Below are 16,162 nucleotides of genomic sequence, written 5' to 3'. Positions count from 1 at the left end.
ATGAAACGATGGATTGCACTAAACAAGATAGAATTTCTATTGACCAAACGACAACTAGTCTATTATTTATTATCAGTAGGGATGCCGACAGCCTTCTATTTATTCTTTTCAGGCATGTACCAGGAAACACCAGGTGGACCGGCTAATTTTATGCGCGACTATCTCATCTCCATGACAGCTTTTTCCATGATGTCGACAGCTATCTTTTCATTCCCAGTTGTTTTACATACCGACAAGATCAACAACTGGCAGAAAATATTACGTCATAGCCCTGTAAATATGGTAGAATATTATCTATCAAAGATAACAAGTATGATGGTTGATTATTTGGTCTCAATCCTGGTTGTTTTCTCAGTTGGGCATTTTGTAAGAGGTGTGGATATGTCTCTTGGAAACTGGATTGGGGCTGCGTTCTTGCTGATAGTAGGAAGTGTTGCCTTTGTAGCACTTGGCTTGACCCTGACTCTCTTGCCGTCCAGTCAGCTGATGTCTGTCGTGGGCAATCTTCTTTACTTTGGCTTGGCTGTTTTAGGCGGACTCTGGATGCCTGTCTCTTTATTTCCAGACTGGATGCAAGCAATCGGGAAGCGCCTACCAAGCTATCAGTTGATGGAATTGATCAAGACCTTCTTAAATGAGGGTGGCATCAATCTATCAGCCACAGTTTATCTACTTATTTTTTCAGCTGTTTTGTTTGGTTTGACCATTTACCTTCAAGGTCATAAGGAGAATGCTTAATGCTTGAAAGACTGAAAAGCATACATTATATGTTTTGGGTCAGTTTAATTTTTATGATTTTCCCCATCCTACCTGTAGTGACTGGGTGGCTTTCTGCCTGGCATTTATTGATTGATATTCTATTTGTAGTGGCGTATTTGGGTATTTTAACAACTAAGAGCCAGCGCCTATCTTGGCTTTTCTGGGGGATCATGCTGACTTATGTAGTTGGGAATACTGCCTTTGTTACTGTTAATTATATCTGGTTTTTCTTTTTCCTATCCAATCTCTTAAGTTATCATTTCAGCGTAAGTGGTTTAAAGTCTTTACATGTCTGGACTTTTCTTCTTGCTCAAGTCCTTGTTGTGGGCCAACTTTTGATTTTTCAGAGAATCGAAGTTGAGTTTCTATTCTATCTACTTGTAATTCTTGCTTTTGTAGATTTAATGACTTTTGGTTTGATTCGGATTCGTATTGTGGAGGATTTGAAAGAAGCTCAGGCTAAGCAAAATGCCCAGATAAATCTATTGCTTGCTGAAAATGAACGTAGTCGTATCGGTCAGGACTTGCATGATAGCTTGGGACATACCTTTGCTATGCTGAGTGTCAAGACAGATTTAGCCTTGCAGTTGTTTCAGATGGAGGCTTATCCACAGGTGGAAAAGGAATTAAAAGAAATTCAACAGATTAGCAAGGATTCCATGAATGAGGTGCGAACCATTGTGGATAATCTGAAATCACGGACCCTAGCTTCAGAGCTTGAGACTGTCAAGAAAATGCTGGAGATTGCTGGGATTGAGGTTGAGGTTGACAATCAGTTGGACAAGGCTAGTTTGACCCAGGATGTAGAGTCGACAGCTGCTATGATTTTGTTAGAACTGGCGACCAATATCATCAAGCATGCCAGCGCTGAAAAAGCCTATCTAAAACTGGAACGCACAGATCAGGAATTGCTCCTGACAGTCAGAGATGACGGGAAAGGTTTTGGAACTGTAAAAGGAAATGAACTCCACACAGTCCGAGATCGTGCTGCAGCCTTCTCAGGTCAAGTAGAACTGGTCAGTTTGAAACATCCAACAGAGGTGCGCGTGCATCTGCCTTATAAGGAGAGAAAGTAGATGAAAGTATTAGTCGCAGAAGATCAAAGTATGCTGAGAGATGCCATGTGTCAACTCTTGAGCTTTCAGCCAGATGTGGAGACTGTTCTGCAGGCGAAAAATGGAGCCGAGGCTATCGAGGTTTTGGGGAAAGAAGCAGTAGATATTGCTATTCTTGACGTCGAAATGCCAGTCAAGACAGGACTCGAAGCGCTCGAGTGGATTAAACAAGAAGTGCCTGAAACCAAGGTGGTTATCGTTACGACCTTTAAACGCCCAGGTTATTTTGAACGTGCGGTCAAAGCAGGAGTCGACGCCTATGTCTTGAAAGAGCGGAGCATCGCCGAACTCATGCAAACCCTGCATACGGTGTTAGAGGGACGCAAGGAATATTCTCCAGAGCTGATGGAAGTCATGATGACCCATCCCAATCCCTTGACCGAGCAAGAAGTCGCTGTTCTACATGGAGTAGCCCAAGGACTGTCCAACCAAGAAATTGCGGATAAGCTCTACCTCTCAAACGGCACCGTCCGTAATTACATGACCAATATCCTCTCCAAACTAGGCGCAAGCAACCGAACCGAAGCGGCCAAAACTGCTGAGGAAGAAGGCTGGTTGTGAGGGGAGAAAGAAAAAATCTCTTAGAAATGAATCTAAGAGATTTTTTGTCATGATAACCTGCATTTAATTGTAGAAATATTTATTTTATTTTCTCCTGAAATTTTAGCAGCAGGATTTTTAAAGATCGAGTTCTAGATACATTTTTTCTGAAGACAAATCATTTTGACCACCGAGCAAGAGATTTTCAAAAAAAGCTGTTAAAAACTCAGGACGTCGCTGTAAAATCTTTGCATTATCTAATACTAAGGAATCACGAAAATACTTGGCATGTTGCTGAAATGGTGTATTATCAATATCAAAACCAAACTCACGAAGATACTGAATCAAAAATACCGTTACCGTCCGAGTATTTCCTTCGCGAAATGGATGAATCTGCCAGATTCCTGAAATAAAACGCTGGATTTGTTTAACCATATTCGCCTGGGTTAGTGTTGCATATGAAACTTGTCTTTCCTGATTAAAATCATAATCCAAGGTCATTTGAATCATAGAGTAGTCAGAGTACACAACGCTTTCACCATTCAAAACAGGTTCATTCTTTGTAATATTGGTCTGACGAAATTGCCCCACTGGAATAGAGGGTTCAAATATATCCTGAAACAATTCCTTATGAATAGCAAGTAGGGTCGCAGGACTGAAGCTAAAGCCTCTTCGAGACAATAGTTCTACAATACGTAGAGAAACCAAGTCTGCCTCCTCCGTACTTGCATCAATGGTATGATGATAAGCCGTTGCATCTTCATAAACCTGCTCATAAGTCAGTTCTCCCCGGGACTGTTTCTCCGCCAAAGATTCCATATACGCTGATGGAACTAGATTATCAACTTTCTGCAGACCAAAACCTATCCGCCATAAATCACGTTTAGCTTCATAAGACAAGTTTGGATTGTCAATGTTGTAAGTTGGTTGCATAGAAAGTTCCTTTCAATTGTTTTTCTTCAGTGACTGAATAATATGATTATCAAGATATATCTGAATAAATGGGCTAGTAAGTCTGACGCGCAGACTTATCGAAGTCATTGGCATACACCACTCTAAACTCGTTGGTCTGTTCAAATCCCAACTCAATTCCCACATTATCTGAGAAGAGAGTTGCAATGTTGTAATTATCAGGTCTGTTCGAACTTAGAGGATTTGTTGTGTAGTAAGCTGCTTTCTAAAACAGTAGTAATAATATATCTAACAAAAATATTTTGTGTGGAGATAATTAGTTATTGTAAAAATAATAATTTTAAATATTACTTCTTTTTCCAGAGTTTTTCTAATTCTTCAAAATTAATATCTTTCCAACTCTCTTTCCATAATTGATAGTATGGAACATCTTTAGAAGAAGGTTTATTTTCACAAACATCAATTTTTACAATCGATGGTAAAATAGTCGCTTCTCCCATGAGTAGTGCTTCGCCCGTTGCTAAGCTAGGTAATTTATCAACAATACCTCCCATAGAATCTGGCAATAATTGTCTTACATACGATTGATCTATAGGATTTGTTAACCTCATTGTTATGAAATTACTGCACTGTGAGAAAATTGTTTCAGAAATTTCAGAAGGTCTTTGACTAGCTAAAAGTAAAGTAACACCATATTTTCTTCCTTCTTTTGCAATTCGTTCTATTGACTGGCGAGAAGCTCTGTACTTAGTTAGAGAGCTCTTAGGCACATACTTATGAGCCTCTTCATAAACTAATAAAATAGGTACATCAGAAGCTAGATTATTACTACTATTAAATTGCTTATAGTAATATCCATACTCAAACATAATTCTTGAAATCAAAGAAACAGTTATACTCAATACATCAAACGGTACCCCACTCAAATCAAGAATAGTAACATTAGTCAGGAAAGCTTCAGTATATCCGATAAGCTGTTTTAAAACTGATTGTAATGTTTCTCCCTCTATTCTATCACCTAACAAAAACTCCAACCTTTTATCATATATCTTTGACTCTAACCGACTAATATAATTTGATAATTTACCATTTAATGGACCAGCCTTTGTCTGCCCTTCCCTTGCTCCAGCAATTTGTTCTTCATTTTTTTCATAAGCATATTGTAGAACTTCTCGAATATCAAAATAAATTGGAGAATCAAAATGTAATTTTTCTTTTTCCTCATCTGATCCCATAAATTGATTTTTTTTACTTTGAATCACAGACTTTTTAAAAATATTTCTTTGATTATGATCACTTCCCTCAGTATCTAAGAATAATTCTTGTAACTCATCACTATTTAATAGCCAATATGGTAAAACTAGATCATCAACATTGATAAGTCTAGCATTTGGGAAAGCACTTTGATATTCATTATGAATATCAAAGATAAGTATATGTGAATTATTTAGTCCTTCATATTCACCATTTTTAGAATGTATAGCATTTTGAACAACTTTTGCAACTGTGTGAGACTTACCCGAACCAGTTGAACCAACAATAGCAATATGCTTATTGAAAAATTTATTTCCTTCCACAGGAATCTCAATCTCATTATTCGATGATAACGAAGAGAATTTAAATTTAAGTTCATCTTTTATAGAATTTTCAAAAATTAACTTTATTTCTTCAAATTTAGCTGGTTCAACCGATTTAGGAGGAATAGTTATTGTATCACTTCCCCTTACAAATTTATTTTCTTCATCAATCATCCCCAAAGGTACAGCTTCAATAATATATTTAATATCAATTCTCTCATCAATTTCAATAGGCTCAATACAAAAATTTTCTATTGTAGCTATTAATGCCAAATCATTTTCATCAGCAATTCTAAGATATGAACCAATTTTCAATTTTTCTTCTGCAATCTGAAAATCTGTGATTGACTTCACTTCAATTTTAATTTTATTAGGTTGTACTGAAACAACTTGAGCATTTAAATTATCCATGCCTTTCTCCTATATAATATCCAATATATCTATAATTTGTCGAATATTAATTTTTGAATAATCTCTATTATCAAGATTGCCAATCTCTAAATTTAATTGATTACTTTTATTAAATATATATAAATTGATTGGTAATTGGTCAACTCTTTCTACTTCCACCAACTTTTGTAGAACAATTGATAAATTTATAGGATGTTCTAGTATACGTACTGAAATTCCATTAAATTTATCAGGTTTAATTAACATTTCTTGAAATCTAAATTTTGAATTTTTAAACGGAAATCCATCTTTAAAAAACAACCGTCCTCATATAACTTTTCTTTTAATTCAGTTACAAAATCAACATTTAAAGTGTTATATAAATAAACATAAGGACTAAATTGATGTATCAAACGAGAATATTTCCTTGAAATTTCTGAAATTACATTTTTAACATTATTTACACTCTCTCCTTGACAGTCAAGTAAGAAAAATCTATGTGCCGGTGATAAATTTGATACTCTTGGAAAATATTTTTTATGTATGATTTTTTTATAATTTTTCCACTCCAGCAATTCACTCATCCATCTTTCAAAATAGTAGTTTTTAGTTTTTATTCTATCCCAAAATTCTTTTTTTGAAATTTGACGCTTTTCAATATTATGTTCACATGCTAAGTCTTTAATTATTTTAAGAGCATTAAAATAAATTAATTCAATATCTTCTTCACTATAATCACTTAAATCATTTTGAATTTTAGATTTTATTTTTTCTATTTGATTTTCATAACTATCAGCCTTGATGTCTATAAAAAGATGATTCTTAAAATCTTCAATATCATCATCTTCTACTGTTTCCTCAAATATAACTTCTCCCTTTTTATTTTTGATTTGATAATTTGAATTTCCTGATTCATCTATAACTCCATATTTGCTAAAATCTAAAAAATATGTTCTTAGATTTTCCGTTGTTAATTCCAATAGCTTTTCATGCCCTTTATTATAATAACCATATAGTCTATAAGTGAAATTCTTATCTTTAGGATCAGTTCTATTTTCTAAATAATGTCTAAACATTAATTGTATTGGCTTTCTTATAATGCTGTTATCAAAATCCGTTTTTTCATAGTATTTACATTGAATAAAGTTTCTTTCATCACTATTTTCAATATCAATGTCCTCAACTCCCTCAATAGTAACCATGTCTGTCTCGTTTGATTGCTCCAAAATCTCTAAAATCGATTTGTCAAACTGATAAAAATAGCCCTTTATAGTACTAATTGCTGCTCTTGATTTACTCATTATCTACCTCTCTATATGAAGACTTTCTTTCTATTGTATCAAAAAAACACAGTTTTTACACTGTGCTTTGCTATATTTATATAATTATTTCACCAACTTCTTCATCTCATCAATCCGCACTACGGTCGCATCGTATTTTGCTTGGTAGTCGGCTTGTTTGTCACGTTCTTTTTGGACGACTTCTGGTTTGGCATTGACTACGAAGCGTTCGTTAGAGAGCTTCTTACCGACCATATCCAGTTCTTTTTGCCATTTAGCTAGTTCCTTGTCGAGACGAGCCAATTCTTCTTCGACATTGAGGAGGTCTGCCAGTGGCAAGTAGATTTCTGCTCCTGTGATGACGCTTGACATAGCGAGTTCAGGTGCAGGGATGTTTGATGCGATTTCCAAGTGTTCTGGATTTGTGAAGCGTTTGATGTAGTTGACATTGCTGTTAAAGAAGGCTTCCAAGTCGCTATCACTTGTCTTAACAAGGATGGTGATTGGCTTGCTTGGTGCAACGTTTACTTCCGCACGCGCATTCCGAACGGCACGGATCAAGTCTTTGAGACTTTCTACACCTGTGTGAGCCGCAAGGTCTTCAAAGGCTGGGTTGACAGTTGGGTATTCTGCTGTGACGATAGAGCCTTCTGAGATTTGTCCAAAGATTTCCTCTGTCACAAATGGCATGATTGGGTGAAGGAGACGAAGGATCTTGTCCAAAGTATAAAGGAGAACAGAACGTGTGATGACTTTCTCTTCTTCGTTATCGCTATAAAGGACTTCCTTGGTCAACTCAACGTACCAGTCCGCAAACTCGTCCCAGATGAAGTTGTAGAGGATGTGGCCAGCCACACCGAATTCAAACTTGTCAAAGTTTTCAGTGACTTTTCCGATGGTTTCATTGAGGTTGTGGAGAATCCAACGGTCAGTGACGTTTCCAGCTTCCTTGTTAATAACTTTTTCGACATTAGCAGTTGCTTGCTCAAGGGTCAAGCCTTCATTGTTCATGAGGATGTAGCGAGAGATGTTCCAAATCTTGTTAATGAAGTTCCATGACGCATCCATTTTCTCGTAAGAGAAGCGGACGTCTTGCCCTGGTGCAGAACCGTTTGAAAGGAACCAACGAAGGGCATCGGCACCGTATTTCTCGATAACATCCATTGGGTCAATCCCGTTACCGAGTGACTTAGACATCTTACGTCCTTGCTCGTCACGAATGAGACCGTGGATAAGAACGTTTTGGAATGGTTGACGGCCAGTGAATTCCAATGATTGGAAGATCATACGAGATACCCAGAAGAAGATGATGTCGTAACCTGTTACTAAGGTTGAAGTTGGGAAGTAACGTTTGAAGTCTGCTGAGTCGACATCGGGCCAACCCATAGTTGAGAATGGCCAAAGGGCAGAGCTGAACCAAGTATCCAAGACGTCTTCGTCCTGAGTCCATCCGTCACCTTCAGGAGCTTCTTCACCAACGTACATTTCACCCTCAGCATTGTACCAAGCAGGAATTTGGTGACCCCACCAGAGCTGACGAGAAATGACCCAGTCGTGGACATTTTCCATCCATTGGAGGAAGGTATCGTTGAAACGAGGTGGGTAGAATTCAACCTTGTCCTCTGTGTCTTGGTTGGCAATAGCATTTTTAGCCAATTGGTCCATCTTGACGAACCATTGTGTAGACAAGCGTGGCTCAACCACGACACCAGTACGCTCTGAGTGACCAACACTGTGGACACGTTTTTCGATTTTAACAAGGGCACCGATTCCTTCTAGCTTAGCAACGACTGCCTTACGAGCTTCAAATCGGTCCATGCCTGCAAATTCGAAGGCCAAGTCATTCATAGTTCCGTCGTCGTTCATTACGTTGACTTGTGGCAAGTTGTGGCGTTGACCAACCAAGAAGTCGTTTGGATCGTGGGCAGGTGTGATTTTAACAACACCAGTACCAAATTCAGGGTCTGCGTGCTCATCCCCAACGATTGGGATGAGTTTATTAGCGATTGGAAGAATGACGTTTTTACCAATCAAGTCCTTGTAACGTGGATCTTCTGGATTGACCGCAACGGCAACGTCTCCAAACATAGTTTCAGGACGAGTAGTCGCTACTTCAAGGGCGCGTGAGCCGTCTTCCAGCATATAGTTCATGTGGTAGAAGGCACCTTCGACGTCCTTGTGAATCACCTCGATGTCAGAAAGAGCTGTGCGAGCTGCTGGGTCCCAGTTGATGATAAACTCACCACGGTAGATCCAGCCTTTCTTGTAAAGGTCCACGAAGACCTTGCGAACAGCTTTTGACAAACCTTCGTCAAGAGTGAAACGCTCACGAGAGTAGTCTACAGAGAGCCCCATCTTGCCCCATTGTTCCTTGATAGTAGTGGCATATTCGTCTTTCCATTCCCAGACCTTATCGAGGAATTTTTCACGACCTAAGTCGTAACGGGTAATGCCCTCACCACGCAAGCGCTCCTCAACCTTAGCCTGAGTCGCAATCCCAGCGTGGTCCATCCCTGGAAGCCAAAGCGTATCAAAGCCTTGCATGCGTTTTTGGCGGATGATGATATCCTGCAAAGTCGTATCCCAAGCGTGACCCAGGTGAAGTTTTCCAGTTACGTTTGGTGGTGGAATCACGATTGAATAAGGCTTAGCCTTTTGATCGCCTGAAGGCTTGAAAACATCAGCGTCAAGCCATTTTTGGTAACGACCAGCCTCAACTTCGGCTGGATTGTATTTAGGTGAAAGTTCTTTAGACATGTGTGTGTCCTTTCTAGTTATTATTTTTTTCTTTCAAAACTTTGTCTACTATATTATCCACTAAATTTTCAATCATGGATTTCATATGTTTTTTAAATGCTTCACTTTTTAAATAGTCTGTTATTAAATCGAAAATAAACTTAATAACAGCTTTTCCTCCTTTAACAGCTAAATTACCAACTGCTGCCATTTTATACTCCTTTTTTCAACTCTCGAATAATCTTCTTCAAATATTTATTCTTAGTGGTCTTTTCCAAGAATTCATAAGCACTTTGTTTTAATTCTTTTTTCTCGATATCTGGATTGAGTTCAGCATCAACTTTTAAAGCATGATATAAGGCTTTGGGTTTCAAATCAATACTTTTTTGGAATTCAACCAGTTGCAATTTGACTTCGTTATCAATTTTTTCTTGAAGTTGTGGTGTTATTAAATCATTAGGTAAAATCTCTTTATACTTGGTAATTCCTTCGGATAAATTTAACTCAAAACGCTCTAACTCTCTCTCCTGTTGATTTTCAACTTCCCTGATAATTAAATCTAGACTGTCATTTTTCATATCTTTCCTCAATTTCTTATTAATCCATCATACTTTATAAAATTTGTCAGTTGCTATATCTAAAATTAGAGTAGTCAAATTCACTTTCTTCCCATTCACTCTTCAGCAAGCCATATATGAGACTGTCACAGCGGTTACCTTGAGCATCTTTACGGTCTCTTATACGAGCTTCAAGAGTGAAACCAAGTTTTTCAGCGACTCGTTGACTTTGGACATTGTAACCAAAACAAGTCAGTTCAATCTTGTGAAGACCTAAATTTTTAAACCCTAGATCAATCAAGGTACGCGCTGCTTCTGGTACATAACCACGACCCCAGTAGTCTGGATGCAAGGTGTAGCCAAGCTCTAGCACATCATCCGCTTGGCGATGGTTGAAGTCAACAGAACCAATGACTTTATCGGTTCCTTTAACGACAATCCCATAGCCTGCTGGGAGATTGTTCTTTTGATTGCGATCAGGAAGGATATGCTCCAGATAATAGATCTCATCTTCCAAGGTCTTGACGGGTGAAAAGCCTGCTGGATAGGCGACCTCTGGCAGACTAGCGTAGGCATGGATATCCTCGGCATCCGCCACTGTACGGACTCGTAAGACGAGCCGATCGGTTTCTAATCGTTCTGGCAACTCTGCTCTTGTCATCCTTCTACCTCGCTTTCTACAAAAAATCGCCCCTGCCATCTACATGACAGGGACGAATATGTTTATCCGCGGTACCACCCAAATTCGGGCAGCGCCCGCAACTCTCGTCTTTAAAAGCAAAAGACAACATTATTTCATTTTTCATCCATCAGCAACCAGTTTTGACACATTTGTGGACTTCTCAGCGCCGCCACTTTCTGTAAAATGTGGGATTCAAAACACCTCTAATGGCTATATTTTAACAAGTTTTTCACGGAAATGCAAGGGACAAGAAAGATTACTTGAACTTAATGCCGTTTTCTTTTAATTTCTTGATAGTAGCTGGACCGATTCCTTTCAAAGCAAGGAGTTCTTTTTCTGTCCAGTTTTTGAAGTCAGCAGCAGACTTGATGCCTTCATCGTAGAAAGTTTTAGCACGGTCAAGTGGAAGTCCACCTAGGTTCGTTGCGAAATCTTCAACAGAAGTTGTAACCTTGTGGGCTTGCTCTTTAGTTGCTTCTACAGTTTTTTCTACTTGCTTAGAAACGGATTTTCCTGCTTCACTTGCAGCTTTTTCAGCATGCTTCACAACTTTTTTTGTTTCTTCGACAACCTTGTTTACAGTGTTTGAAAAAGCACCTGAGCGACGAAGGCTGTTTCTTAATTGTTTTTTACGTTGGAGTGTCTTTGACATCATAAAATCCTTTCAATAAAAAATCCCTGTGACTGAACAAGGATTTAATCTTTATAGCTTTATTGTATCAACTTTCTTTAGGAATTGCAAGGCTTGATATACTGGAAATATAGGAGATATATGGGAAATTTCATCATAGAATGATAGGCGATAATAGAAGAAAAGTGAAAAATATGGTATAATGAAACGATAGATTTTTGAATAGGAATACAATCATGTTTGGATTTTTAAAAAAAGATAAAGCAACAGAAACCCCCACAATGGTGCCAGACCACATCGGTGTTATCATGGATGGGAATGGCCGTTGGGCTAAAAAACGGATGCAGCCACGTGTCTTTGGTCATAAGGCTGGGATGGATGCTTTGAGAAAGGTAGCTATTGCTGCTAGTGATATGGGCGTCAAAGCCTTGACAGTCTATGCCTTTTCAACTGAAAACTGGACCCGTCCAGATCAGGAAGTCAAATTTATCATGAACCTGCCAGTTGAATTCTATGATAAGTTTGTTCCTGAATTGCATCAGAAGAACATGAAAATTCAAATGATTGGGGAGACGGATCGTTTGCCGAAGCAGACTTTTGATGCCTTGAAAAAGGCAGAGGAGCTGACTAAGTTAAATACAGGATTGATTCTCAATTTTGCCCTTAATTATGGTGGACGAGCTGAGATTACACAAGCGGTCAAGTTGATTGCACAGGATGTTTTAGATGCAAAGATCAATCCTGGTGATATTACAGAGGAGTTGATTGGGGAATACCTCTTTACGGGGCATTTGCCAAAAGTCTTGCGGGATCCTGACTTGATTATTCGGACTAGTGGGGAGCTTCGTTTGAGTAACTTCTTGCCATGGCAGGCTGCCTATAGCGAACTTTATTTCACGGATGTTTTGTGGCCTGACTTTGATGAGGAAGCCTTAAAAGAGGCTATCATCGAGTATAATCGTCGCAATCGTCGCTTTGGAGGAGTATAGGAAATATTATGATAAAGGATTTACAAAAGAGAACTCTCTTTGCTATCTTGGCCTTGGCTATTTTTATACCCATCTTGATCCTCGGTGGTCTATGGTTACAGATTGCCATGGGACTTGTGGCTGTGTTGGGAGTGCATGAGTTGCTTCGCATGAAGGGGTTAAATACCATGACGCCTGAAGGTCTCTTGACTTTACTGGCGACCTTTGCTCTGACCGTACCTTTGGAAAACTACTGGAAGTTTTTACCTGTAGATGGGAATGTTGTAGCCTATGGAGTTGTGATCCTCATTATGCTAGGAGCGACGGTCTTCAGCAAGAACTATACCATTGAGGATGCTGTTTTTCCGATTGCCATGAGTTTCTATGTTGGCTTCGGCTTTAATGCCTTAGTTGATGCTCGAATTGCAGGCTTGGATAAGGCCCTTTTGGGACTTTGTTTGGTTTGGGCAACAGATAGCGGTGCCTATCTGGTGGGGATGAAGCTTGGCAAGAGAAAGCTTGCTCCGAGAGTATCGCCTAACAAGACCATAGAAGGTGCTATAGGGGGTATCTTGGCTGCTATGCTAGCGACTCTCATCTTTATGCTAGTCGATAGTACCGTTGCTTTACCATATGGGATTTACAAAATGATGGTTTTTGCTATCTTCTTTAGTTTAGCAGGTCAGTTGGGTGATTTAATCGAAAGTGCTATGAAGCGTCATTTTGGAGTCAAAGACTCAGGCAAATTTATCCCTGGTCATGGTGGGGTACTGGATCGTTTTGACTGTATGCTAGTAGTTTTCCCTATTATGCACCTCTTTGGCTTATTTTAAGGAAAGGTGAACAGAAATTAAATGATAGGATTACTAACATTTATCCTGGTCTTTGGAATTATCGTGGTGGTTCACGAGTTCGGCCATTTCTACTTTGCTAAAAAGTCTGGGATTTTGGTTCGTGAGTTTGCCATCGGGATGGGCCCCAAGATCTTTGCCCACATCGGAAAAGATGGGACTGCTTATACCATTCGTCTCCTGCCACTTGGTGGGTACGTTCGCATGGCAGGTTGGGGTGAAGATTCGACAGAAATTAAGACAGGAACTCCCGCAAGCCTAACACTGGCAGCGGATGGAAAGGTCAAGCGTATCAATCTCTCTGGTAAAAAGCTTGACCAAACAGCTCTGCCTATGCAGGTCACTCAGTTTGATTTTGAGGATAAACTCTTTATTAGAGGCTTGGTCTTGGAAGAAGAGAAGACCTTCTCAGTAGATCATGATGCGACCATTGTGGAAGCTGATGGAACGGAAATTCGTATCGCTCCCTTAGATGTCCAATATCAAAATGCGACTGTCTGGGGTAAAATGATCACCAACTTTGCTGGTCCTATGAATAATTTTATCCTAGGAGTTATCGTCTTTTGGATCTTGATTTTCATGCAAGGCGGTGTTCGTGATACGCAAAGTAATAACTTTAGTATTATTCCAGATAGCGCTTTGGCTAAGGTTGGTGTTGAAAATACGGCCCAAATCACTAAGGTCGGCAGTCACGAGATTTCAAACTGGGCAGATTTGATTCAGGCTGTTGATGCAGAAACCAAGGATAAAACAGCGCCTGTTTTGGATGTGACTATTGCTGAGAGTGGAACTGAAAAGCAAGTCAGTGTGACACCTGAGGAAAGCCAAGGGCGTTATATCTTGGGTGTTCAACCCAGACTCAAATCAGATATATGGTCTATGTTTATGGGTGGATTCACAAGTGCAGCTGATTCAGCCTTGCGAATCCTCAATGCTTTGAAAAGCTTGATCTTCCAACCAGATTTGAATAAGTTGGGCGGTCCCGTTGCTATCTTTAAGGCAAGTAGCGATGCTGCTAAGAATGGTCTTGAAAACGTCTTGTTCTTCTTGGCTATGATTTCCATCGATATCGGGATTTTCAACTTGATTCCGATTCCTGCGCTAGATGGTGGAAAAATCGTGCTCAACATCCTAGAAGCTATCCGTCGCAAACCACTAAAACAAGAAATTGAAACCTATGTCACTCTGGTCGGAGTTGTCATTATGGTCGTCTTGATGCTCGCCGTGACTTGGAACGACATCATGCGAACCTTCTTTTAAGAATTAGAGGAGTCATTATGAAACAAAGTAAAATGCTTATCCCAACGCTTCGCGAAATGCCAAGCGATGCTCAAGTTATCAGCCACGCTCTTATGTTGCGTGCTGGTTATGTTCGTCAAGTATCTGCAGGTGTTTATTCTTACCTGCCACTTGCTAACCGTGTTATCGAAAAAGCTAAGAACATCATGCGTCAAGAGTTTGACAAGATGGGTGCCGTTGAAATGTTGGCTCCAGCCCTTCTCAGTGCTGACCTCTGGCGTGAATCTGGCCGTTATGAAACCTACGGTGAGGACTTGTACAAATTGAAAAACCGTGAGAAGTCAGACTTCATCTTGGGTCCAACTCACGAAGAAACCTTCACAGCTATTGTCCGTGATTCTGTCAAGTCTTACAAGCAATTGCCTTTGAACTTATACCAAATCCAGCCTAAGTACCGTGATGAAAAACGTCCACGTAATGGACTTCTTCGTACGCGTGAATTTATCATGAAAGATGGCTATAGCTTCCACGCTAATTATGATAGTTTGGATCTTACTTATGATGAGTACAAGGCAGCTTACGAGCGTATCTTTACTCGTAGTGGCTTGGACTTTAAAGCCATCATCGGTGACGGTGGAGCCATGGGCGGTAAGGATAGCCAAGAATTTATGGCCATCACACCAGCTCGTACAGACCTTGACCGTTGGGTAGTTTTAGATAAGTCTGTCGCATCGTTTGACGAGATTCCTGATCAAGTGCAAGAAGAAATCAAGGCAGAATTGCTCAAATGGATGGTTTCTGGTGAAGATACTATTGCCTACTCAAGTGAGTCAAGCTATGCAGCTAACTTGGAGATGGCAACTAACGCCTACAAACCAAGCAACCGTGTTGTGACTGAAGATGAAGTGGCTTGCGTGGAAACACCAGGTGTCAAATCGATAGATGAAGTTGCTGCTTTCTTGAATGTCTCTGAAGAGCAGACAATCAAGACCTTGGTTTATATCGCAGACCAAGAGCCAGTTGTGGCCCTACTTGTCGGCAATGATCAGCTCAATGAAGTCAAATTGAAAAACTACCTTGGAGCAGATTTCTTGGAACCTGCAACTGAGACAGAAGTGAAAGAATTGTTGGGAGCGGACTTTGGTTCACTTGGCCCAGTCAATCTTCCAGAAAATGTTAAGATTATCGCTGACCGCAAGGTACAAGATAGCCGTAATGCTGTTGTTGGTGCTAATGAAGATGGTTATCACTTAACTGGTGTCAATCCAGGTCGTGATTTCACTGCTGAGTATGACGATATCCGTGAAGTACGTGAAGGTGAAATTTCTCCTGACGGACAGGGTGTTCTTAACTTTGCGCGTGGTATCGAAATTGGTCACATCTTCAAACTTGGAACTCGTTACTCAGCTAGTATGGGTGCAGATGTCTTGGACGAAAATGGTCGCGCTGTGCCAATCATCATGGGATGCTACGGTATCGGTGTCAGCCGTCTCCTTTCAGCAGTTATGGAGCAACACGCTCGCCTCTTTGTTAACAAGACTCCAAAAGGTGAATACCGTTATGCTTGGGGAATCAACTTCCCTAAAGAATTGGCGCCATTTGATGTGCACTTGATTCCAGTTAATGTCAAGGATGAAGCAAGTCTTGAATTAACCAACCGTATCGAAGAAGCCTTGGTAAACAAAGGTTACGAAGTTTTGACGGATGACCGTAACGAACGTGTCGGTGTTAAATTTAGCGATAGCGACTTGATTGGTCTTCCAATCCGTATCACTGTCGGTAAAAAAGCAGCTGATGGTATCGTAGAAGTTAAGATTAAGGCGACTGGAGATACTATCGAAGTTCACGCAGATAGCTTGCTTGAAACCCTTGAAATCCTAACAAATAAATAAAATCTATAATCAGAAGAAAAACAAGACAAAAAT

The 16,162-nt window shown here is 39.7% G+C and carries 16 protein-coding genes and 1 pseudogene; 7 read left to right on the top strand and 10 right to left on the bottom strand.

Going from position 1 to position 16,162, the window contains the following annotated elements; all coding sequences use genetic code 11:
- From QM874_RS03485 to QM874_RS03475, 3 genes are read left to right on the top strand one after another with little or no spacing between them, the layout of a single operon-like run.
- The gene (locus QM874_RS03485; RefSeq protein ID WP_060955140.1) at positions 1-738 is read left to right on the top strand and encodes an ABC transporter permease; all 738 of its coding nucleotides are present in this window, start codon (positions 1-3) and stop codon (positions 736-738) included.
- Positions 738-1,835, top strand: a complete 1,098-nt coding sequence (locus QM874_RS03480; protein WP_414316232.1) for a histidine kinase — start codon at positions 738-740, stop codon at positions 1,833-1,835. Before QM874_RS03485 ends, QM874_RS03480 begins: the two co-directional genes overlap by 1 nt.
- Complete coding sequence (locus tag QM874_RS03475) at positions 1,836-2,435, top strand: response regulator transcription factor (protein ID WP_006154868.1); 600 nt, start codon at positions 1,836-1,838, stop codon at positions 2,433-2,435.
- 117 nt (positions 2,436-2,552) lie between these two features.
- Here QM874_RS03475 and QM874_RS03470 read toward each other — a convergent pair whose 3' ends face one another.
- The 10 genes and pseudogenes from QM874_RS03470 to QM874_RS03425 form a co-directional block, all read right to left on the bottom strand.
- A complete protein-coding gene (locus tag QM874_RS03470; RefSeq protein WP_414316231.1) occupies positions 2,553-3,347 on the bottom strand; it encodes a Fic family protein in 795 nt (264 codons plus the stop codon).
- Positions 3,348-3,423: 76 nt separating this feature from the next.
- Positions 3,424-3,573 (bottom strand): annotated as a pseudogene (locus QM874_RS03465) (DNA cytosine methyltransferase); the annotation flags it as partial.
- A 100-nt stretch (positions 3,574-3,673) separates the two neighbouring features.
- On the bottom strand, positions 3,674-5,314 hold the full coding sequence (locus tag QM874_RS03460; protein ID WP_075229601.1) for an ATP-binding protein: 1,641 nt from the start codon (positions 5,312-5,314) through the stop codon (positions 3,674-3,676).
- Positions 5,315-5,323: 9 nt separating this feature from the next.
- Positions 5,324-5,560: a hypothetical protein gene (locus QM874_RS03455; RefSeq protein WP_414316230.1), complete on the bottom strand. Its 237-nt coding sequence runs from the start codon at positions 5,558-5,560 to the stop codon at positions 5,324-5,326.
- Entirely contained in the window at positions 5,554-6,594 is a 1,041-nt protein-coding gene (locus QM874_RS03450) for a DUF4297 family anti-phage-associated protein (protein ID WP_414316229.1), read from the bottom strand. Before QM874_RS03450 ends, QM874_RS03455 begins: the two co-directional genes overlap by 7 nt.
- A gap of 84 nt (positions 6,595-6,678) precedes the next feature.
- Entirely contained in the window at positions 6,679-9,330 is a 2,652-nt protein-coding gene (locus QM874_RS03445) for a valine--tRNA ligase (RefSeq protein ID WP_414316228.1), read from the bottom strand.
- Positions 9,331-9,343: 13 nt separating this feature from the next.
- On the bottom strand, positions 9,344-9,520 hold the full coding sequence (locus tag QM874_RS03440; RefSeq protein WP_414316227.1) for a hypothetical protein: 177 nt from the start codon (positions 9,518-9,520) through the stop codon (positions 9,344-9,346).
- Between the two features lies 1 nt (position 9,521).
- Positions 9,522-9,887, bottom strand: coding sequence for a hypothetical protein (locus QM874_RS03435; RefSeq protein ID WP_414316226.1), 366 nt, complete (start codon positions 9,885-9,887; stop codon positions 9,522-9,524).
- A 46-nt stretch (positions 9,888-9,933) separates the two neighbouring features.
- Positions 9,934-10,527 carry a GNAT family N-acetyltransferase gene (locus QM874_RS03430; RefSeq protein WP_414316225.1) on the bottom strand — a complete coding sequence of 198 codons (594 nt, stop codon included), beginning with the start codon at positions 10,525-10,527 and terminating at the stop codon, positions 9,934-9,936.
- Between the two features lie 277 nt (positions 10,528-10,804).
- Complete coding sequence (locus tag QM874_RS03425) at positions 10,805-11,200, bottom strand: helix-hairpin-helix domain-containing protein (RefSeq protein ID WP_414316224.1); 396 nt, start codon at positions 11,198-11,200, stop codon at positions 10,805-10,807.
- A 215-nt stretch (positions 11,201-11,415) separates the two neighbouring features.
- Between QM874_RS03425 and QM874_RS03420 the strand changes: the two genes are divergently transcribed.
- Genes QM874_RS03420 through QM874_RS03405 form a run of 4 tightly spaced genes read left to right on the top strand, consistent with a single transcriptional unit; the run spans position 11,416 to position 16,129 of the window.
- Positions 11,416-12,168 (top strand): isoprenyl transferase, encoded by a 753-nt coding sequence (locus QM874_RS03420; protein ID WP_223338415.1) that lies wholly within the window; start codon positions 11,416-11,418, stop codon positions 12,166-12,168.
- 8 nt (positions 12,169-12,176) lie between these two features.
- Complete coding sequence (locus tag QM874_RS03415; protein ID WP_414316223.1) at positions 12,177-12,980, top strand: phosphatidate cytidylyltransferase; 804 nt, start codon at positions 12,177-12,179, stop codon at positions 12,978-12,980.
- 21 nt (positions 12,981-13,001) lie between these two features.
- Positions 13,002-14,258: an RIP metalloprotease RseP gene (rseP, locus tag QM874_RS03410; RefSeq protein WP_414316222.1), complete on the top strand. Its 1,257-nt coding sequence runs from the start codon at positions 13,002-13,004 to the stop codon at positions 14,256-14,258.
- Positions 14,259-14,275: 17 nt separating this feature from the next.
- The gene (locus QM874_RS03405; RefSeq protein ID WP_414316221.1) at positions 14,276-16,129 is read left to right on the top strand and encodes a proline--tRNA ligase; all 1,854 of its coding nucleotides are present in this window, start codon (positions 14,276-14,278) and stop codon (positions 16,127-16,129) included.
- Positions 16,130-16,162: the final 33 nt, after the last annotated feature.

The sequence above is a fragment of the Streptococcus infantis genome, assembly GCF_047463615.1.
Taxonomy (GTDB): domain Bacteria; phylum Bacillota; class Bacilli; order Lactobacillales; family Streptococcaceae; genus Streptococcus; species Streptococcus infantis_X.
This window is presented reverse-complemented; position numbering and strand designations above follow the sequence as displayed.